General features: G+C 71.9%; 20 protein-coding genes. 5 read left to right on the top strand and 15 right to left on the bottom strand.

Translation table 11 applies throughout. The features are described 5' to 3' along the window. Positions 1-88 precede the first annotated feature (88 nt). From ACO0E1_RS01380 to mvk, 6 genes are all read right to left on the bottom strand, one after another. On the bottom strand, positions 89-445 hold the full coding sequence (locus ACO0E1_RS01380) for a DUF7882 family protein (protein ID WP_422872527.1): 357 nt from the start codon (positions 443-445) through the stop codon (positions 89-91). A gap of 64 nt (positions 446-509) precedes the next feature. Then, on the bottom strand, positions 510-1,673 hold the full coding sequence (locus tag ACO0E1_RS01385; protein WP_422872528.1) for a hydroxymethylglutaryl-CoA synthase: 1,164 nt from the start codon (positions 1,671-1,673) through the stop codon (positions 510-512). Continuing rightward, the gene (locus tag ACO0E1_RS01390; RefSeq protein WP_422872529.1) at positions 1,670-2,740 is read right to left on the bottom strand and encodes a hydroxymethylglutaryl-CoA reductase; all 1,071 of its coding nucleotides are present in this window, start codon (positions 2,738-2,740) and stop codon (positions 1,670-1,672) included. The genes ACO0E1_RS01385 and ACO0E1_RS01390 overlap by 4 nt, the downstream gene beginning before the upstream one ends. Positions 2,741-2,750: 10 nt before the next feature. Beyond that, positions 2,751-3,845 (bottom strand): phosphomevalonate kinase, encoded by a 1,095-nt coding sequence (locus ACO0E1_RS01395; protein WP_422872530.1) that lies wholly within the window; start codon positions 3,843-3,845, stop codon positions 2,751-2,753. Beyond that, positions 3,842-4,843, bottom strand: a complete 1,002-nt coding sequence (gene mvaD, locus ACO0E1_RS01400; protein WP_422872531.1) for a diphosphomevalonate decarboxylase — start codon at positions 4,841-4,843, stop codon at positions 3,842-3,844. Before mvaD ends, ACO0E1_RS01395 begins: the two co-directional genes overlap by 4 nt. After that, positions 4,840-5,817: a mevalonate kinase gene (gene mvk / locus ACO0E1_RS01405; protein ID WP_422872532.1), complete on the bottom strand. Its 978-nt coding sequence runs from the start codon at positions 5,815-5,817 to the stop codon at positions 4,840-4,842. Before mvk ends, mvaD begins: the two co-directional genes overlap by 4 nt. A 66-nt stretch (positions 5,818-5,883) precedes the next feature. On the opposite strand from mvk, the gene ACO0E1_RS01410 reads away from it, so the two are divergent. The 4 genes from ACO0E1_RS01410 (at position 5,884) to ACO0E1_RS01425 (ending at position 8,615) form a co-directional block, all read left to right on the top strand. Beyond that, the gene (locus tag ACO0E1_RS01410; protein WP_422872533.1) at positions 5,884-6,636 is read left to right on the top strand and encodes an alpha/beta fold hydrolase; all 753 of its coding nucleotides are present in this window, start codon (positions 5,884-5,886) and stop codon (positions 6,634-6,636) included. Positions 6,637-6,711: 75 nt separating this feature from the next. Then, a complete protein-coding gene (locus tag ACO0E1_RS01415; RefSeq protein WP_422872534.1) occupies positions 6,712-7,161 on the top strand; it encodes a MarR family winged helix-turn-helix transcriptional regulator in 450 nt (149 codons plus the stop codon). 38 nt (positions 7,162-7,199) lie between these two features. Further along, on the top strand, positions 7,200-7,622 hold the full coding sequence (locus ACO0E1_RS01420; protein ID WP_422872535.1) for an organic hydroperoxide resistance protein: 423 nt from the start codon (positions 7,200-7,202) through the stop codon (positions 7,620-7,622). An 18-nt stretch (positions 7,623-7,640) separates the two neighbouring features. Continuing rightward, positions 7,641-8,615 (top strand): zinc-binding dehydrogenase, encoded by a 975-nt coding sequence (locus tag ACO0E1_RS01425; protein WP_422872725.1) that lies wholly within the window; start codon positions 7,641-7,643, stop codon positions 8,613-8,615. Between the two features lie 101 nt (positions 8,616-8,716). On the opposite strand, the gene ACO0E1_RS01430 is transcribed toward ACO0E1_RS01425, so the two are convergent. From ACO0E1_RS01430 to ACO0E1_RS01450, 5 genes are all read right to left on the bottom strand, one after another. Beyond that, positions 8,717-10,501 (bottom strand): chloride channel protein, encoded by a 1,785-nt coding sequence (locus ACO0E1_RS01430; protein WP_422872536.1) that lies wholly within the window; start codon positions 10,499-10,501, stop codon positions 8,717-8,719. 84 nt (positions 10,502-10,585) lie between these two features. Next, positions 10,586-11,050, bottom strand: coding sequence for a MarR family winged helix-turn-helix transcriptional regulator (locus tag ACO0E1_RS01435; protein WP_422872537.1), 465 nt, complete (start codon positions 11,048-11,050; stop codon positions 10,586-10,588). Between the two features lie 129 nt (positions 11,051-11,179). After that, positions 11,180-11,815, bottom strand: a complete 636-nt coding sequence (locus ACO0E1_RS01440) for a hypothetical protein (protein WP_422872538.1) — start codon at positions 11,813-11,815, stop codon at positions 11,180-11,182. Between the two features lie 76 nt (positions 11,816-11,891). Beyond that, complete coding sequence (locus tag ACO0E1_RS01445; RefSeq protein ID WP_422872539.1) at positions 11,892-13,346, bottom strand: sugar porter family MFS transporter; 1,455 nt, start codon at positions 13,344-13,346, stop codon at positions 11,892-11,894. Positions 13,347-13,467: 121 nt separating this feature from the next. Then, positions 13,468-13,965 (bottom strand): hypothetical protein, encoded by a 498-nt coding sequence (locus tag ACO0E1_RS01450; RefSeq protein ID WP_422872540.1) that lies wholly within the window; start codon positions 13,963-13,965, stop codon positions 13,468-13,470. Between the two features lie 106 nt (positions 13,966-14,071). On the opposite strand from ACO0E1_RS01450, the gene ACO0E1_RS01455 reads away from it, so the two are divergent. Beyond that, a complete protein-coding gene (locus tag ACO0E1_RS01455; RefSeq protein ID WP_422872541.1) occupies positions 14,072-14,206 on the top strand; it encodes a hypothetical protein in 135 nt (44 codons plus the stop codon). On the opposite strand, the gene ACO0E1_RS01460 is transcribed toward ACO0E1_RS01455, so the two are convergent. The 4 genes from ACO0E1_RS01460 to ACO0E1_RS01475 all read right to left on the bottom strand — a co-directional run bounded on the left by ACO0E1_RS01460 (position 14,192) and on the right by ACO0E1_RS01475 (position 19,920). Beyond that, the gene (locus tag ACO0E1_RS01460) at positions 14,192-15,097 is read right to left on the bottom strand and encodes an NmrA family NAD(P)-binding protein (protein ID WP_422872542.1); all 906 of its coding nucleotides are present in this window, start codon (positions 15,095-15,097) and stop codon (positions 14,192-14,194) included. The two genes, ACO0E1_RS01455 and ACO0E1_RS01460, sit on opposite strands and share 15 nt — an antisense overlap. Before the next feature lie 82 nt (positions 15,098-15,179). Beyond that, positions 15,180-16,160: an NAD-dependent epimerase/dehydratase family protein gene (locus ACO0E1_RS01465; protein WP_422872543.1), complete on the bottom strand. Its 981-nt coding sequence runs from the start codon at positions 16,158-16,160 to the stop codon at positions 15,180-15,182. Beyond that, positions 16,157-18,838 (bottom strand): alpha/beta fold hydrolase, encoded by a 2,682-nt coding sequence (locus ACO0E1_RS01470; RefSeq protein WP_422872726.1) that lies wholly within the window; start codon positions 18,836-18,838, stop codon positions 16,157-16,159. Before ACO0E1_RS01470 ends, ACO0E1_RS01465 begins: the two co-directional genes overlap by 4 nt. Before the next feature lie 8 nt (positions 18,839-18,846). After that, positions 18,847-19,920 (bottom strand): 3-oxoacyl-ACP synthase III, encoded by a 1,074-nt coding sequence (locus tag ACO0E1_RS01475; protein WP_422872727.1) that lies wholly within the window; start codon positions 19,918-19,920, stop codon positions 18,847-18,849. Between the last annotated feature and the right edge of the window lie 72 nt (positions 19,921-19,992).

A 19,992-nucleotide genomic window follows, 5' to 3' on the forward strand; every position in this document is an offset into this window, starting at 1 on the left:
CCGACGACGACGGGAACATCGAGCGGTCTCTGCACCGTACTGGGGTTCGCCGGTGCGCGGTACCCGTTGACACATACCGATCGGAATGCTAAGCATCTCCGGGGACCACGGCACGGGACCACGGCGAGTCGTCACCCGTCCCGGTGTCCGGCGGCTCCGGGGTGAGCACCAGTCCGGACCCGGAGGACGCCGAGGTGTACAGCTCCTCGAGCCACGACCGGTTGACGGACGGTGCCCGGCTGCCGGCGAACTTGAAGTGCAGGCTGACGTTCGGGTGCAGCCAGATGCTCGACCGGCCGTCACCGTGCAGTGCGTCGTCCTTCCACGAGAACACGAAGCGGTGGTCACGACGGAGCATGTTCACGATGACGATCTGCAGGTGCGTGAGGGCACGGTCATCGATGTGGAGGTCGAGTGCCTCCCCGGCGTAGATGAGCTGTCCCATGCGTCTGTCTACACCGTGCGTCCCCTGCTCGGCCTGGAGGCACTGGTCGGGTCCGCCCCGTCCGTCACCCCTGGTGGGTGGTCGCCTCGTAGTGCCGCGCGCCGCCGAGCACGCCGGCGAACCGGAACGGGGCGGTGGTCACGCGCGGCCGTTCGACGTCGTCGCTGGTCGCGGCACCCGTCGCGTGCAGGGCCCGGTACTCGGCCACGGTCAGCGGTACCCGGGCCGCGAGCGCCGTGGGGACGGAGCCGTCACGGCGGTGCTGCCGGTACTCGGGGCGGACGACACCGGTCAGCATCTCGCCGACGCTGCCGGAGCCGTAGCTGAACATGCCGATCCGCTTGCCGGCGAGGTCGTCGTCGAGGTCGAGGAGGGCGGCGAGCGCGATCCAGAGCGACGCCGTGTACGTGTTGCCGACCTGCTTGTTGTACGTGAACCCCGTCACCAGCTCGGACTCGTCGAACTCCGTGCCGACGTGCTGCGTGAGCTTCCGGTGCGCCTTCAAAGCCATCTTCGTGAACGGCTGGTGGTGCACGAACCGGTCGATGTCGTCGATCGCCGGGCCGCCGCGCGCCGCCAGGTCGTCCCAGGCGCCGATGAAGGCGTCCACGTAGGCACTGACCGACAGGCGGCCGTCGACCAGGGCGGTCGAGCGGTCGTTCGGACGCCAGAAGTCGTCGACGTCGGCGGTGAACAGGCCGGACAGCGGCTCGATCTCGATGAGGTCCGGGTCGGCGGTGACGAGCATGGCGACCGCGCCAGCACCCTGCGTGGGCTCGGCGGCGGTGTCGACGTCGTAGCGGGCGACGTCCGCGGCGATCACGAGGACGCGCTCGCGGGGGTCCCGCGCGACGATGCCGAGCGCGAGCTGCAGCGCAGCGGTCCCGCCGTAGCAGGCCTGCTTCAGCTCGACCACGCGGGCGTTCGTCGGGAGGCCGAGCAGTCCGTGCACGAACACCCCGGCGGCCTTCGACTGGTCGATGCCGGACTCCGTCGCGAACAGCACCGTGCGGATGCCCTCCGAGCCGTGGCGGTCGACGACCTGCTTCGCAGCTGCTGCCCCCATCGTGACGATGTCCTCGTCGGGGGCGGGCACGCTGAAGGCGTCCTGGCCGATGCCGACGTGGTACTTCGCCGGGTCCACGCCGAGCTGCACGGCCAGGTCGTCGAGTTCGAGCACGTGGTGCCCGGTCGCGACCGCGATGTCGTGGATGCCGATGCCGGTCATGCCTTCTCTTCTTTCCGAGCAGAACCCCGCTCCATGGCGACGTGCGCCGCCATGAGCTCACCGGGGTTGGTCTGTGCCGCGAGCAGGGAGAGCTCGCCGCAGAGGACGGTCGCGGCGCAGAGGCCGGCGAGCCGTCGGGCGTTCGCGCCGGGTTCGCGGTCCTCGCGGCAGCCGAGGCGCACCAGGGCGTCCTCGACCACGGGCAGGTCGTTGCCCTTGCCGTTGCCGACCGTCCCGACGATGAGGTGCGGCAGCGAGCACGAGAAGTACAGGTCGTCGCCGCGGGCCTCGGCGAACGTGATGCCCTGGGAGCCCTCGACGATGTTCGCGGCGTCCTGCCCCGTCGCCAGGTAGAACCCGAGGAGCATGTTCGCGTAGTGGGCGTTGGCGGAGCGCAGGGCACCGGCGATCGTGGAGCCGACCAGGTTCTTCGCCGTGTTCAGCTCGACGATCCGCTCGGTCGAGGACTTCAGGAACCGCTCGACGACCATGCCGGGCAGGACGATCTCGGCGATCGTGTTCCGCCCGCGGCCACGGATGCCGTTCACGGCCGTCGCCTTCTTGTCGGAGCAGAAGTTGCCGGAGATCGACACGTACGACAGCTCGGGGTGCCAGCCGAGGATCGTCGGCAGCAGCGTGTCCGCGGCCTGCGTGACCATGTTGTGGCCGGACGCGTCACCCGTCGTGAACGCGAAGCGCAGGAAGAGCAGGTCGCCGACGATCTCCGGGTGCACCTCGATGAGCTTCGCGAAGCGGCTCTGCCCGGTGACGACCGCCTCGAGCTCCGGCTGCCGCGCGAGGATCTGTCCGGCCGCGATGTGTGCGGCGGCGGCGCTCGTCGCACGCACGACCACGGAGCGGGTCATGCGCTCGTCGACGACCGTCGCGACGATGCCGCCCTCGACCATGCGGGAGATGCGGGCACCGCGTCCGACGGACGGCCACAGCGGCGACTCGTACGTCGCGAGGGGCACCTCGTGCTCGCCCTCGACGGCGTTGCCGCTGACCCGGAGGGGACCGACCCAGCGCGTGGGGATCGGGGTCTGCGTGATGGTCTTGTCGCTCATTCGACGGTGCTCATTCGATCGGGCCTTCCGGCGGCTGCACGGCGATGGTGAGGTGCCGGATGTCGTGCGCCTCCCACTCGCGGAGGATCCCGGCGGTGTCGCTCTCCGCGGTGTCGTCCTCGATCGGGACGAGGGCGATGCCGCAGTCGCCGCCACCGGCGCCCGACGGCTTCGCCGCCCCGCCGGCACGCTCGACGACGTCGCACAGGGTGGTCAGGCGCTCGGTCTCGATGCTGGAGCCGACGGAGTCGCCGAGGCGCTGCATCAGGCCACGGGCGCGCCGCAGGGCGTCCAGGGTGCGCGCGGCGTCGCCGGTCTGGAGGCCCGTGGTCAGGTCGTCGACGCAGGCCCGGCTGTCGTCGAGGAACGCCTGGTAGCCGCCGTTCCGGTGCCGCCGCACCACGCCCACGAGCTTCGTGGTGGACGCCGGCGAACCGGTCCAGCCGACGAGCAGGCGCAGGTTCTCGGGTGCAGGCAGGCGCTGGACGTCGAAGCCGTCCCACGCGTCCGCGTCGTGCAGGATCTCCGACACGGTGCGCGCGTCGAGCTGCGCTGCCAGACGTTCGCGGTCGGGGGCGCTGTAGCGGAGCCACCCGCCGAACGTGCTCGCCGCCAGGTCCCCGCCGGACGCGCGGGGGTTCACCCGGATGGTCGCGAGCAGGGCGACCTGGAAGCGCTGACGCTGCGAGAGCCCCAGGCCGTAGAACCGGTCGAGGGCGCCGACCGTGGCGACGGTCACCGCTGCGGACGAGCCGAGTCCGAACTTTCGACCGCTGGCGTCGTCGAGCTGGCTGGAGATGCGGAGGTCGTGGAACCGCGGTTCGATGCCGAGCTCACCACGGAGCTTCTCGACGAGGTCGATCGTCGCCATCACGTAGTCGTACGGGTGGTGTTCCCGGTCCAGCGCGATGCCGTCCTCGGCGCGGGTCCACGTCAGCGGCAGGTGCCCGTACTCCTCCGAGTGCACGCTGCCGGCACCGTGCCCCTCGGCGACACGGGCCGTGATGGTGCGGTCGAGGGCGATGATGACGGAGGGCTGCCCCGGCTCGACGACGGCGTACTCCCCCGCGACGAACAGCTTGCCGTGGGCACGGAACTCGATCACTCGGCGGACTCCTTCTGGTCGGGGTGGCTCCCCGTTCCTTCGGAGCGGACGACGTGAGCGGCTGGTCCGGTGCCGGACTCGATGACGTCGCCGAAGCCCGCGAGCGCACCGGCGACGGCACCACGGTCCTCTGGCTTCGTGAGCACGACGACGTTCGGTCCGGCGTCGGCCGTCGCGTACGCCTCGGTGCCGGCGGCGCGGAGTTCGGCGACGGCGTCGAACACGGCGACGCTGCGGGCGTTCAGGTAGCGGATCGGGGGGAACGAGCCCTCGATCGTGGCGTGCATGCGGAGCGCGTTGCTCTCCGTGAGCTCGCCGACGCGGGTGAAGTCACCGGCGGCACAGGCGTCAAGCATGTCGCCGACCGTCTCCGTCGTCGACGTCACCCATGCCGGGTAGAACGGCGACGTCGCGATCGTCCGTCGCATCGCCTCGCGCGAACCGATCTCCTTCGGCCCGGCGTCGATCGTCACGACGACCATCGCCATCGGCGGCGCCGGGATCGTCTCCGCGTACGAGCCCAGGTCGTCGCCGGCGTGCCAGACCGACACCCCGCCGGGGATCGAGCGCGTCGCCGATCCCGACCCACGGCGCGCGAGGCGGGACAGGTCACGCTCGGACAGGTCGAGGCCGTACGCGGCGGCGGCTGCGGTGGCGAGCGCGGCGAAGCCGGATGCGCTCGACGCCAGGCCGGCACCCGTCGGCACCTCGTTCGTCGACTCGACGAGCGCGTGCGCGTCGCTGCCCGCCAGCTGCCGGACGATGTCGAGGAACCGTTGGACGCGGGTCAACGCCCCGTCGTCGGCGACGTGACCGTTCAGGACGAGCGCATCACGAGCCTCCTTCCCGTCCACCAGCGTGACCGTGGTGGTCGTCGGGAAGACGTCGAGGCCCATCGAGACGCTGCCCGTCGCGGGCAGCGCGAGGTCGGCGTCCGCCTTGCCCCAGTACTTCACGAGTGCGATGTTGGGGTGCGCGACGGCGGTGGCAGTGCTCAAGCGCGGTCTCCGATCCGAGTGGTCCAGGTGGCGGCGGCGCCGCTGCCGCAGAGCGCGACCGCGATGCGGTCCGCGTGCTCACCGTCCGCGGCGAGTGCGAGGACGCAACCGCCCCGCCCACCGCCGGTGAGCTTCGCGCCGAGGGCGTCCGCGCTGCGTGCGGCGCCGACGAGCCGGTCGAGGTCATCACTCGACACGTCGAGGGTGGTGAGCAGTTCGTGCGCGGCGTCCATCGTGGCACCGAGTGCCTGTGCGTCGCCATCCCCGAGTGTCCCCCGCGCCCGTCGCGACAGCTCGCCGATCTGACCGATGACCGCGTCCACCGCTCCGGGGTCGCGGTCGTGCCGCTCACGGACCGCCGTCACGGCCTCGCGCGTGTGGCCGGGCACACCGGTGTCGGCGATCACGAAGACGAACTCGCCGCGCACCTCGACCGGTTCGATGCGGCCGCCCTCGAACCAGACCGGGACGTCCGCGACGACGCCCCGTGCGTCGAGTCCGGACGGACGGCCGTGGGCGACGCGCTCGCACTCCTGGATGAGCTCGTGGTGGGTCTCCGGGTCCAGGACGACACCGAGGGCATCGGCGACCGCTGCGGTGACGGCGGCGGCGACCGCGGCGCTCGACCCCATGCCCCGCGCCGTCGGCACGTCGCTGTCCACCCGGACGTGGAACTGCTGCCCGGTCTCGCCGAGGTGCCGCAGCGTGGCCGTCACGGCCGTCACGGTCGGCATGACGGCGGCCGGAGCGAGGTCGAGGGGGCCGGTGTGCACCGCCGACTCGAGCTGGTGTCCGGCGCTCCCCGGGATCGGCGTCACGGTCGCCGTGACCAGCACGTCGTTCGCCGGCAGCACGAGCGCGGGTGCACCGTAGACCACGGCGTGCTCGCCGATCAGGATCGTCTTGCCGTGGGACGACGACGATCCGACTCGAGGCGTCGTTGTTCGTGCTGTGGCTGGGTGGTTGCTGGTCATCGTTGGTGTGGCAAGCCTAATCGTCGTTCGTGTCATTCCGCTCAGCGACGGCCCTACGCTGATCCGGTGAGCGACTTCGAGACCGGCACCCACGACGTCGACGGTGTCCCCGTGTGGTTCCGCATGCGGGCCGGCTCGGGGCCGTCCGCACCGAAGGTCGTGCTCCTGCACGGCGGCGTCTCGGACGGACGGGTGTTCGACCCGATCCTCGCTCGTCTCGACCCGGCGCTCGAGGTCTGGACGTACGACCGACGTGGGCACGGACGGACGCCGGACACCGACGAGCCGCTCGGCTTCGCGTCGATGGTGTCCGAGGCGGCCACCCTCGTCGACGAGCGCATCGGAGGCCCGGTCCACGTGGTCGGCCACAGCGACGGCGCGAACACCGCCCTGCTGCTCGCGATCGCACGGCCGGACCTGGTCGCGTCGGTCTCGGCGTTCTCCGGCAACCTCGACCCGTCCGGGTACCAGCCGGGGTCGGTCACGGCGGAGGAGCTCGACGAGGCGATCGGGGACGACTGGGCGGCGATCGCCCCGCAGGACCGCTCGTACTTCCCGGTCATCGCCGCGAAGACCGTCGAGCTGTGGCTGACCGAGCCCCGCATGACCGCCGAGGACGTCGCGCGGATCACGGCACCGGTGCTCGTCGCCGCCGGGGAGAACGACGTCGTCCGGCCGGAACACACACGGGCGATCCACGAGGCGATCCCGGGCTCCCGGCTCGTGATCGTGCCCGACACCGGCCACATGCTCGTCGAGGACCAGGCCGCGACGTGCGCCGCGCTGATCGAGGAGACGGTCGCCCGCGCCCGATCGTGACCGCGACGGAGCGCCGCGCTGGTCCGTCGCACCAGAAAGGTTGTGCACAACTCGGTTGCATGCAATGCTTGGTGCATGCCGGTGACCGATGAGATGGTGTGCTTCTCGCTCTACGCGGCGACCCGGGCGACCACCCAGGCGTACCGCACGATGCTCGAGCCGTGGGGCCTGACGTACCCGCAGTACCTCGTCCTCGTGACCCTCTGGGTCGAGGGCGACCAGACCGTCTCGACCCTCGGCGACCACCTGCAGCTCGACTCCGGCACGCTGTCGCCGCTGCTCCGTCGCATGGAGCAGTCCGACCTGGTGCGTCGCGAGCGCCGCAGCGCCGACGAACGGGTCGTCACGGTGACGATCGGCGACCGCGGCCGTGCCCTCCGCCCCGAACTCGCCGACATCCCCGCACGCATCGCCCGCGGCACCGGGCTCCCCGACGAGCAGTCCGCCGCCGACCTCATCCACACGCTGCAGCGCCTCACCGAGACGATGCACGCCGCGGCCGCGCAGCCCGCCGGGCACCCCTGAGCGCCCGCCCCAGTACCCCACGAAGGAAGGAACACCACATGGAAGCCCTCTACACCGCCGAGGCCCTCTCCACCGGCGCCGGCCGTGACGGCCGCGTCGCGACCAGCAACGGCTCGTTCGAGCTCGACCTGGCCATCCCGAAGGAGATGGGCGGCTCCGGCAACGGCACCAACCCCGAGCAGCTCTTCGCCGCCGGCTACGCTGCATGCTTCCACTCCGCACTGCAGGGCGTCGCGCGCGCCAAGAAGGTGAAGATCGACGAGTCCTCCGTCGGTGGCCGCGTCCAGATCGGCCCGAACGGCAACGGCGGCTACCAGCTCGCCGTCCTGCTCGAGGTCGTCCTGCCCGGCATCGAGCACGACGAAGCCCAGGCCCTCGCGGACGCCGCGCACCAGGTGTGCCCCTATTCGAACGCGACGCGCGGCAACATCGACGTCACGATCACCGTCTCGGAGGACTAGTCCATGACCGACACCACCATGCGCGCCGTCGTCCACGACACCTTCGCCGAGCCCGCCGAGGTCCTGCACGTCGAGGAGCGTCCGGTCCCCACGCCCGGCGCCGGCGAGGTCCTCGTCCGCACGGTCCTCTCCCCGATCCACAACCACGACCTCTGGACCGTCCGCGGCACCTACGGCTTCAAGCCGGAGCTGCCCGCCGCATCCGGCACCGAGGCACTCGGCGTCGTCGAGGCCCTCGGTGACGGCGTGACGAACCTGCAGGTCGGCCAGCGCGTCGCCGGCGGCGCGTTCGGCGTCTGGGCCGAGTACTACACGGCCAACGCCGCCGGGCTCGTCCCGGTGCCCGACGCGATGACGGACGAGGCCGCGTCACAGCTCGTCTCGATGCCGTTCAGCGCGATCAGCCTGCTGCACTCCCTCGACCTGCACGAGGGAGACTGGCTCATCCAGAACGCCGCGAACGGTGCCGTCGGCCGCATGGTCGCGCAGCTCGGCAAGGCACGCGGGATCAACGTCATCGGTCTGGTGCGTCGCGCCGCCGGTGTCGAGGAGCTCCGCGGCCAGGGCATCGAGCGCATCGTCGCCACCGACGCCGAGGACTGGAAGGACCAGGTCGCCGCGATCACCGGTGGCGCTCCGATCGTCGCCGGCGTCGAGTCGGTCGGTGGCAAGGCCGCCGGGGACATCGCGTCCGTCCTCGGGGAGGACGCAACGCTCGTCGTCTTCGGCGCCATGGCGTCGCCGACGCTCGAGATCCCGTCGGGCAAGGTCATCTTCGGCCAGCTCACCGTGAAGGGCTTCTGGGGCAGCGTGGTCTCGCGCACGATGCCCGCCGAGACGAAGCAGCAACTCTTCGGCGAGCTCATCACGCGGGTGCTCGACGGCTCGCTGACGCTTCCCGTCGCGGAGACCTTCGCGTTCGAGGACGTCCAGGACGCGGTCCGCGCCTCGGACACCGCCGGCCGGGTCGGCAAGGTGCTGTTGCGCCCGTAACGCGGTCGTTGGTTGCGATCCGACCCATCGCGCCCGCAGTGGAAAGCCGAATCGCGCGTAGGTGACCGGAACATCCGGCCTCCTACGCGCGATTCGTCTTCCTACGCGCGATTCGTCCGACTGTCGGGCACCAGGGCGCGCAGCGCGTCCGCCGCTCCGAGCCAGCCGACCGGCCGCCCGGATTCGTCGACCACCGGCAGCCCCACCGTCTCAGTGGCGTCGACGACGTCGGTGACGACGGCCTCGAGCGCGGAGTCCGCGGGGACCGCGCGGACGTCGGCGACCACGTCGACGACCGAGCGCGAGGCGAAGCCGACGTCCCCCAGCACGGCGTCCCCGACGGACCTCGCGGAGACCACCCCGGCGAACTGCCCGTCGACACCGACGACCACGACCGGACGGCCGCCGGAACCCTCCAGCACCTCGAGCGCCTGCGCGGCGGTCGCCTCGGTCGTCAGCACGTCGGCGAGCGGCCGCGCCGACGACCCGGCCGTCGCCCCCGAACGCCGACGAGGCTCCACCGCCGAGTCCATCAGGTCCACCCCGCGTCGACTGAGCTTGAGCGTGTAGATCGTGTCGCGCGAGAGCACCCGCGACACTGCGGTGGCGATCACGATCGCGACGAACACGGGCAGGATCAGCGCGTCATCACCGGTGAGCTCGAACAGCATGATGCCGGCCGTGATCGGCGCACGGGTCGACCCGGCGAAGACCGCGGCCATGCCGACCACGGCGAAGGCCGCCACCTGCCCGCGCATCGACGGATCGACCATCGCGACCACTTCGCCGAAGGCGGCTCCCGTCATCGCGCCGACGAAGAGCGACGGCGCGAACACGCCTCCCGACCCGCCGATGCCGAGGGTCAGTGACGTCGCCACCACCTTCCCGATCACGAGCAGCGCCAGGAACCCGATCGCGTACTCGCCGCCGACGCCCCGCTCGAGCACCGGGTAGCCGACGCCGTACATCTGCGGCAGGACGAGGAGCAGGAGGCCGAGCAGCAGGCCGCCAGCGATCGGCCGGAGCCACTCCGGCCCCTTCGTGGCCCGCCAGAGCGCGTCACAGAGGTCCTCGACGAGGTACAGCACCCGCGCGAAGCCGATGCCGATCGCGCCCGCGAGGAGCCCGAGCAGTGCGAAGAGCAGGTACTCGGGCGGGGTGATGGACCCGATCGCGGGCAAGTGCAGGAACGCAGTGTCGCCGAACGCCGCACGGCCGATGAGCGCTGCCGTGACGCTTGCGATGGCGACGGCGCCGAACGAGGTCGGCGTGAAGTCGCGGAGCAGGAGCTCGAGCGCGAAGAAGACCCCGGCGACGGGGGCGTTGAACGTCGCCGAGATCCCGCCGGCCGCCCCGCACGCCACGAGCGTCCGCAGCCGGACCTCCGGCATCCGCATCCAGCGGCCGATCGTGGAACCGAGTGCCGAGCCGATCTGGATGATCGGCCCCTCGCGACCCACCGAACCGCCGGCCCCGATGCAGATCGCGCTCGCGACGGCCTTCACGACCGCGACGCTCCCGCGGATCCTGCCGCCGTTGCGGGCGACGGCGAACATCACCTCGGGGACGCCGTGGCCGCGCGCCTCACGGGCGAAGCGCTGGATCAGCGGCCCGTAGAGCAGACCGCCGACGGCCGGCGCGAGGACGACGAAGCCGGCCCCGAGCCACGGCACCCACTGGTTCGCGGGGTTCCCGTGCCTGGCGGAGTAGTCGGCGTGGCCGCTGAAGACCCACGTGGCGTGCTCGATGAGCCATCGGAAGACGACGGCAGCCACGCCGGCCCCGGCTCCGACGACGAGGGCGGGCAACGCGAGCCGGACGGCGGCACCGCCGAAGCGCGTTCCGGCGCGGTGGAGGTGTGGGCGGGTGACGTCGTGTGTGGACACGGTCCTCCAGAGTCAATTGCACGGGCACAATGATTGTACTCATGCAATTAACTTTGGCCCACTCGGCGGATCCGTGGCGCCTCGTCAGCCGCCGAACGCCGAGATCTCCTCCGGCAGTGGCTCCCCCATCGCCCGTCGGAGCGCAGCCATGCCCGCGACGACCGCGTCACGCTCACCCTCGGGGATCCGCACCAGGATCGCCGCGAGCTCCTGACGACGCCGCTCGCTCACCTCGTCGACCAGCTCCCTGCCCCGGTCGGTCGCGACGACGAGGACCTCTCGTCGGTTCTCCTCGCTCGAGCGACGTTCGACCCAGCCGCCCGCGACCAGCCGGTCGACGTTCCTGGTCAACGTCGACGGACCGACCGCCAATCGCTCTGCGAGGTCACCGGCGCGGGTCGGACCGAGTGTCGACACGAGGACGATCAGTCGGAACTGCGGGACGGTGACGTCCTCGAGCGCCGGTGCCAGGGACCGGGCCACCACGCCGAGCAGCCCCCGTGACGCGGCCAGCAGCTCGTCGGTACCCCTGGGCGCGGTGTCAGCCATGGCCCCATCTTCGCAGGCCGCCTGCAGTGGAGACCGCGTGCGCCGCCAACGGACGGGAGGCACGGTGCCGGCCGGCACCGTGCCTCCCGTCCGTTGGCGGTCACGCTCTTCGCGTCGGCGGGGTTCCCCTCAGGACGTCAGTGGCGTCGGGTGCAGCGGCAACCGCCACCGCGTGGTGCGGTGCAGGATCCCGGAACCGGCGTCACCCTCCCACTCCAGCGATCCGGGCTGGATCGTGGTACCGAGGAAGACGACCTCGCACAGCCGGACGGTGCGGCCGCGCCGGAGGTCCGAGGCGTTCTGCGTCGACGGGCAGAGGCGGTCGAACGCCGGATCGCCGACCGGCAGGGACTCCTCGGTTGCTACGGCCCAGTCCGGGGAGACACCGGACTTGCCACTGTGGTTGCGCTCGTGGAGCACCCAGTGCCGGGACGAGAACACCGGAGTGTCGTCGAGGGTGCCGCCGACGAGCCGCACCGAGCCGCGGGCGATGTACGCCCGCGTGGACTCGTCGAGGTCGATGCCCAGCGACCGTGCTCGCTTCCGCTCGATCTCGTGGAACGAGTCGATCTGCACCGACGCCCGAGCGTGCTCCCCGGCGACGTCCACGACGACCGGCTGACCGAGCGCGGCCGAGGTCGACCGCTCGAGGACGATGCCGCCGACGACCACGATCGGCAGCAGGACCAGCGCCGTGACGCCGACCACGGTCCGGATCCGGTCGAAGACCCGCCGACGGGGCACTCGGGGCGTCTCGGTCACCATGTCCCGATGGTGTCATGCGCGAGGAACGGACGGAGCCGACCACACCCCCTGGTGTGGTCGGCTCCGGTGGCACGGGTCAGCGGCGGGCCTTCTTGTCGGGGACCGTGAAGATGTTGCCGGTCGTGACGCCTTCCTCGACCTCCTCGAGGGTGCGGCCGCGGCTCTCCGGCACGAACTTCCAGATGAAGAACAGCGCCAGCACACCGACGATGGCGAATCCGAAGAACGTCCCGGTGATGCCGGTCGCAGCGACGATCGACGGGAAGTACAGCCCGAGGAACGCGTTCGCGATCCAGAGGCAGAACACCGAGATGCCCATGCCGAGCGCACGGATCTGCGTCGGGAAGATCTCGGACAGGATCACCCACGTGGCGATGTTGAGGAAGGTCTGCATCGAGCCGACGAAGGCGACGACGAGGAACAGGATCACCCAGGGGCGGGCCGGGTTGCCGGCGGGGAGGGTGATCGACGCGATGCCGATCAGGAAGTGGCACACGGTCGTCAGCGAGTAACCGATGATGAGCGTCGTCCGGCGGTTGATCCGCTCCATGTTGGTGATCGCGATCACGCCACCGATCACCGCGATGATCCCGGGCGCGATGTTGGCGATCAGCGCCGCCGACTGCTCGAAGCCGGACTCGATGAGCACGGTCTGGCCGTAGTACATGATCGAGTTGATGCCGGTGAGCTGCTGCGCGACACCGATGCCGGCGCCGATGAGCACGATGCGGATCAGCCACTTGTTGCCGAGCAGGGTGCGCCAGCCGCTGACGCGCTGGATCTTCGCTTCGAGGTCGTTCGTCCGCTTGATGTCGTCGAGCTCGGCGACCGCGCGCTCCTTCGAGCGGATCTGACCGAGCACCTCGAGCGCCTCGTCGTTCCGACCCTTCGACGCCAACCACCGCGGCGACTCCGGGACGCGGAGCATGCCGATGAACAACGCGATCGCGGGGAGCGCACACACGGCGAGCATGACGCGCCAGACGCCGTTGCCCTCACCCCAGAGGGTGCCGATGATCGCATTCACGACGAAGGCCGCGAGCTGCCCGATCACGATCATGAGCTCGTTCCGGCCGGAGAGGGACCCACGGATCTCGTACGGGGCGAGTTCGGCGAGGAACACCGGCACCACCGTCGACGCACCACCGACCGCCAGCCCGAGGAGTACACGGCCGATGACCATCACGCCGAAGGCCGGGGCGAAGACGCACGTCAGGGTGCCGACGAAGAAGGTCACCGCGAGCAAGATGATCGTCTTGCGGCGTCCCCACCCGTCAGCGATCCGACCGCCGAGCATCGCGCCGATGGCGGCACCGAACAGCAGGGAGCTGGTGACGACACCCTCGGTGAGGTTCGTCAGGCCGAGCTCCTGCTTCATCGGGAGCAGGGCGCCGTTGATCACGCCGGTGTCGTACCCGAAGAGCAGGCCGCCGAAGGTGGCGACGAGTGCCAGCACGCCGAGACGCTTGCGGTACGGGCCGGTGCCGAGCGGTGGAAGCGTGCTCGTGGATGTCGGTTTGATGTCGACCATCGGGGACTCCTTCGTCAGTGATCGTGCGCCCTTGCTGGGGTCGATCGTAGCCGAGTACTTTGTCCTGTCAACCACACATTCTCATGTCAGGTCGATTGGATCGGTCCATCGAAAGCCCTGGTCACGCTCGGTCGCCTCGACCCTGCTCCCCGAGCACGTCGCCGAGCGACGACATGTCCGCGCCGTGGTCCGTGTACCGACGGACCGTTCGACGCGCCGCCGCGCGAGCCGCCCCCGAGAGCGCCTGGTTGCGACGTGCGGCATCGGCGACGCGACCCGCGTGACCGGCCGTCGACAGCAGGACGTTCGCCAGGGCACGGCCGGCACCGGGATCCGGGACGCCGGCGATCGACCACGCGGAACGCACCTGCTCATCCGGGGTGACACCGCGTCGGGTGCCCATCCGGTGCCAGTCGGACAGCGCCCCCTCGGTCCGGTCGGCCGCGCGGTCCGACTCCGCCGCACGAGCTCGTTCGCGGTCTCGGTCGGTCGCGCGGTCGTGCTGCGCGCCCGACACACCCGCGGCACGCGCCCGGGCATCGGTGTCGTCGCCACCGGCTTCCGCGATGCGTGCGGCGTGCGCGGCCGCGGCTGCTGCGAGGATCTCCGACCTGTCCATGCGACGACGGTACCCCGCGCCTGCGACAGCGCCGCACCGGCCGCTTGCATTCCAGCGTCCGGATGCTGTTGTATTGCCGGACACGCCGTCGTGGAAGAAGGGGACCATGAACACGCACCGTCGCATCGACCCGGCCGACCTGCACCTGCCGCCGACCGCGCCGCTGGACATCACCGACCTCGTCGTGCTCGGGGTGGGGATCACGAACGACGAGGACCGGAGCAGGTCACTCCGGCGCTGAGCCGACGTGCTCGGCGAGGACGTCCCGCACACTCGTCCACTCGTCACCGAACGGGGCGTTGTCGACGTGGCGTAGCTCGCCGTCCCCGCTGAACATCGTCACGAAGTACTGCATCCCCTGCCACGCGGGGAACGGCTCGTCCGTGTCCCGTGACATCCGGCGCCCGACCCTGGCCATCGCGGAGAGCGTCCCGGCGGTCCCGGCCCACTGCAGCCGGAACACGGTGCCCGTGAGCCGAGACATCGTTCCCGCGATCTCGCGTGCGGTCACCCGGTCCCCGGCGACCTCGACGACCCGTGGCGCCGAGGGATCGAGCGCGACCGCGGCCGTCACCCGTGCGGTGTCGTCCTTCGTGGTGAAGTCGAGCACCTGGTCCGCGGACGACCAGAACAGCACCCGCTGCCGGTCGAACAGGATCATCGGCGCCTGCCCGGTGAGCATGTCCGTGAACGCGCCGTTGAGCACCGACGTGCCCCGGATCCGCGCGGCGTCGAGGTCCGCGGCGAACTCCCGCCGGAGCTCGAAGTTCCGGTTCGTGCCCGGCGTGGTCCGTCGGTAGTCGGCCGAGTAGTCCGACGGGACGAAGCGCTCCACACCGGCGTCGACGGCGGCGGCGAGCAGTGCCCGCTGGGCGTCGACGATCACGGTGCGGGTGCCGCTGACGGCGGACACCACGACCTCGACGCCCGTCAGTGCGGCTCGGAGCGCGGTGCCGTCGGTGTACGCGGCAGTGACGACCTCGACGCGGTCGTCCCCGCCGAAGCGCTCGGCGGCGGTCGTGCTGCCGGGTCGGGTGAGGACGCGGACGCTGGTGTCACGGGCGAGGAGCTCGCGGACGATGCGCCCGCCGAGGTCGCCGGTCGCGCCGGCGACGAGGACGGTGGTGGTCATGCTCCCGACAGTACGGACGCGGTGCCCGTGCGGGCTCAGGCGGCGGTGACGGGCGGGGAACAGCGGGGAACGACGGGGGCGCTCAGCCCGCCAGGCGCCGCAGCCCTTCGTCGATCGACACCGTGGGCTCCCACTGCAGGTCGCGCCGGGTGCGCCGCTGGTCGAACCAGTGCGACGTCGACAGCTGCTCGGCCAGGAACCGCGTCATCGGCGGCTCGTCCACCCCCGGCCGGACCCGCCAGAGCGCTTCGACGAGGGAACCGGCCGCACGGGCGACACCCGCTGGGACGTGCCACCTCGGCGTGGGCACACCGGACGCCCGGCAGATCCCGTCGAGCAGGTCCGCGACGGGCCGTGGTTCGCCGTTGGTGACGACGTACGCGTTCCCGTGGACGTCCTCGTCGGCCGCGTGGGCCAGCGCGGCGACCATCGCCGATGCCGCGTTGTCGACGTAGCAGGAGTCGATGAGTGCAGCGCCGGAGTCGAGCAACGGCAGCCGGCCGCGACGGGCCCGGTCGACGATGCGGCCGACGAGCTGCGTGTCGCCGGGTCCCCACACCAGGTGCGGGCGGACGGCGACGGCGGCGAACCCGGGTGCGTCCGCGGCGAGCGCCAGGAGCTCGGCGGCCGCCTTGGTCCTGGCGTAGTCCCCTCGCGCACCGTCCGGCGAGGCGGGGGACGCGCCGGCACCCGCGATCGACGACCCGGTGTGCGCCACCGACGGCGACGACACGAACACGAACCGGGAGACACCGGCTGCACGTGCGGCGTCGATCAGCGTCTGCGTGCCCTCGACGTTCACCCGGCTGAAGTCGGCGGGGTCGCCGGCGAGCGAGACCTTCGCGGCGAGGTGCACGACGGCGTCGACGCCCTCGACCGCACGGGCGACCGCAGCCGGGTCCGTCATGGAGCCGAGCACGTCGGTCACCGCTGCACCGTCGACGACACCGGCCACGCCGGACGGGCGGCGCTGGAACGTGCGCACGTCGTGTCCGGCGTCCCGCACGGCGGCAGCGACCGCTCGACCGAGGAAGCCGCTCGCGCCGGTGACCAGGACCGTCACGGGCGCACCATCCGTCCACCGCCGAGGACCGATGCAGCCCAGCGGGCGAGTCGTGTGCGGTCGACCTTCGAGTTGTGCCGGATGTCCGTCGGCAGCACGGGCACGACGAGCACCGCGGCGATCGGCACCCCCGCAGCGGCACGGATCGACGCGGCCAACGCGGACGGGGCGAGCCCCGGACGACGCACCGACGGGACCGTCTCCACGACGGCGACGACCTGCTGCGTCCCCGCAGGGCCGACCCCGGCGACACCGGCACGGCCGACCCCGGTCACGCCCTCGATGCGCTGCTCGGGACCGACCGGCGTGAGCACCCCGGCCGGTGTCGTGATCACGTGCTGGAGCCGTCCCTCGACCCAGAGCTGCCCGGACGCGTCCAGGTGCCCGACGTCGCCGGTGCGGTGCCCACGGGGATCGGCGATGCCCAGCCGCGCTGCACGGTTCGTCCGCCAGAGCCGGTCGTAGTGGTCGCGGACGTGCGGGGCGACGACGACGATCTCCCCCGTGACGTCGGGGGCGTCCGTGAGCTCGCCCGTCGGCGCTCCCGATGCCGACAGGGCTGCGATGCGGACGGAGACGCCGGCGGCCGGTCGACCGACGCACACCCCACCCGCACCCGACGACGGCGCAGCGGCACCACGGATGCCGTCGAGGTCGACGTCGGTCATGAGCAGTCCCTCGGTCATGCCGTAGGGGGTGTGCGCACTCGCGTTCGGCATCAGCTCGGTCGCGGCCGTCAGCAGCGCGGCCGACACGGGAGCGCCCGCCGACAGGAACAGGCGGACGCGGCCGAGCGCGGCACGGTCGGCACCCGTCAACGCGGGCGCCGTCGCCACGACGTTCGCGATGGCCGCCGGCGACAGGAACACCACGGTCGCGTCGGCCGCGGCGACGGAGTCCGCCACCGACTTCGCCGTGAGGGTCCGGGGCGCGGTGACGTCCATGTCGGGCGCGACGGACCGCGCACCGAGCGCCGGACCGAGCAGCGCGAACGGCGCGAACCCGGCGACGAGGCCGGTCCCGATTCCGACGTCGTACTGCGCCGACAGGATGTCACGGACGGCGCCGAGCTGGCCGTGCGTGTACACGACGCCCTTCGCCGGACCGGTCGACCCCGAGGTGAAGAGCACGGCCGCCGGTGCGTCGGACGGCGGTGCGTCCGGCAGCGCCGTCCCGGCCGCGAGACGACGCGCTCCGCGCCGTGCGACCGATGCCAGGGTGTGCTCGACACGCAGCGCGGCACGCGCCGGAGCGGGAAGCGCCACGGTCGCGATCCGCCGTCCCGGCCACCCGAGCGCACGCGCCGCGACCAGGCCGGGCAGCGCACCGATGACCCAGTCCGGCCGCGCGCCCTTCACGGCACGCGTGAGGCCGCGGAGCCCGAGCCCGGCATCGGCGACGACGACCGTCGCGCCGACGCGGACACAGGCGTAGAGCGCCGCCGTGAGGTCGGCTCCGGGGGTGACGAGGAGCGAGACGCGGTCGCCGGGGCGGACGCCGACGTCGAGGAGCCCAGCGGCGACCTCGTCGACCCGCCGGGCGAGGAGCCGCCAGCTGATCGTCCGGGCCCCGCCGGGTGCCGCCATCTCGACGAGCGCCGGTTCGTCCGAGTCGCGCAGCTCGTCGAGTGCGGCCCAGAGCGGGCGGCTCGCGGCCGCCTCGGAAGCGTCGGTCTGGAGGCTCGGCTCGGCCCCGGCGGGCCCGCGACCGTCCGGCAGGCGGTCGCCCAGCCAGTCGAACACGGTCCCGGCGACGTCGGCGTCCTCCGGCAGCAGGTGCCCGGCCCCCTCGAACCGGTGCACGTCCGCGTGCGGGAGCCGCTCGGCGAGGTCGTCGAGGTAGCGCTCGAGGAACACCGGGTCTCGCGGCCCCCACATGAGCAGCGCGGGGACGTCGAGCGCAGCGACGCCCGACGAGACCCGGTCGAGCTCCCGCGCGCTCGGGTGCCCGATGTCGACGGGGATGTCCGCCACGAAGCCGCCGATGCCACCGCGGCGCGCAGCACCCCGGTACGGCGCACGGAAGGCGTCGGCGACGGGACGCTCGAGCTTCGGGTGCGCGATCGCGAGGGTCGTCTCGAGGAACGCCGGGGTCACCACGGTCGCACGACCGAGGAGGCCCGGACGGAGCGCCAGGCGCAGCGGAGCGGGGATCGGGGCGTCGTCGGGCTGGTGCACGGCGGTGTTGCACGTCGTCACGCCGACCACGAGGTCGGGGTGGTCGACCGCCCAGCCGAGCGACACCACGCCGCCCCAGTCGTGGCCGAGGGTCACCACGGGTCCGGTGAGCCCGAGTTCGTCGGTCAGGGCGCCGAGGTCGGCGACGCGCTGGGGCAGCCCCCGCTCGACCCCGGTCCGCTCCGAGAAGCCCATGTCGAGCTGGTCGACGGCGATGACGCGCCACGCGGGACCGCCGGCCGCGGCGACCTCGAGCGAGGTGCGGAGCACCGACCGCCACAGGTACGACCACGTCGGGTTGCCGTGCACGCACAGCAGCGTGCCGACCGGTTCCACGCCGAGTGCGGCGAGGGACCCGGCCGTGTCGAGGAGGTGCCAGGTCCGCCGGACCGGATCCGTCCCTCCAGGCACGGCCGTCACCAGGCGCGACCACGCGGGGTCGAGTCCGGGCAGGGAGGGCGGCTGCGTGGCCGGAGCGGTGCTCGCGGCCACGCGGGGCAGCCCGGGTGTCACCAGCGGAGTTCCATCATCGCCGTGTTGATGCCGGAGCCGACACCGCCGAGGAAGACGCGGTCGCCGGGGCGGATCCGCCCGTTCGCGGCCTCGTCGGCGAGGGTGATCGGGATCGACGCCGGGCCGACGTTGCCGAAGCGCTCGTAGGTGGTGGGGACCTTGTCGCGCGGGACGCCGATCGCCTCGACGAACGCGTTCGTGTGCACGTCGGAGACCTGGTGCAGGACGTAGCGGTCCATGTCGGCCCAGTCGAAGTGCGAGCGCGCCTCGTTCCAGGCGGCCACGACGAGCTCCATGCCGCCCTTCAGCAGCATCTTCGCGTCGGTGAACATACCGTCGACGCTGCCGACACAGAGGTCGTACCACTGGGTCGCCGCGCGGGTGACGCCACCGACGATCCGGTGGCCGCCCGGGTGCATGTCCGCCGGGCCGAGCACGGCTGCGGCGGCACCGGAGCCGAGCGTCAGGCTGGCGAACTCGCTCATGAAGTCCTTGCGGTTCCGCCCACCCTGGTTCAGGCGGTCGATCGTGTTGAGCTGGACCTGGTCGGCGTCCTCGCCGTCCACGACGAGCGCGTACTTGATCTGGCCGGAGTCGATCATGCCCGCGGCCACGCTCATCGCGTTGACGAACCCGAGGCACGCGTTCGCGATGTCGAAGTTGATCGCGGACGAGGGCAGCCCGAGCCCGTGGTGCAGGCGCACGGCGACGCTCGGCTCGAGGTGCGGCCGGGTCACCGAGGTGTTGATGAGGAGCCCGACGTCCTCCGGGCGGATGCCGGCCTCGGCCATCGCACGGCGTCCGGCATCGATCGCCGCGTCCTGGAAGGTCTGGCCGTCGCCCCAGTTGCGGCGCTCCTTCACCCCGGCGACACGCTCCAGCAGGCCCATCGGCAGGCGGAGGCGCCGGAGCACCCCGCGGAGCCGCTCCTCGATGTCCGCCGAGGTGGTCACCCGCTCAGCAACAGTGGTCGCGACGGACAGCAGAGCGACGTTGTCGTGCTTGGCCGTGGCATTGCCGGGCCGCTCCGGTTCGCTGCTCGTCGACTGGTCGACCGGCCGTTCCGTCATGATCGTCACCGATACATACTTCCGCATCCGGGCTGGATGCGCGATCCGGATGCGCTGAGCGGTGGGGGACGC

Origin of the sequence: Curtobacterium guangdongense (assembly GCF_049341845.1) — a bacterium.
Lineage (GTDB): Bacteria > Actinomycetota > Actinomycetes > Actinomycetales > Microbacteriaceae > Curtobacterium > Curtobacterium guangdongense.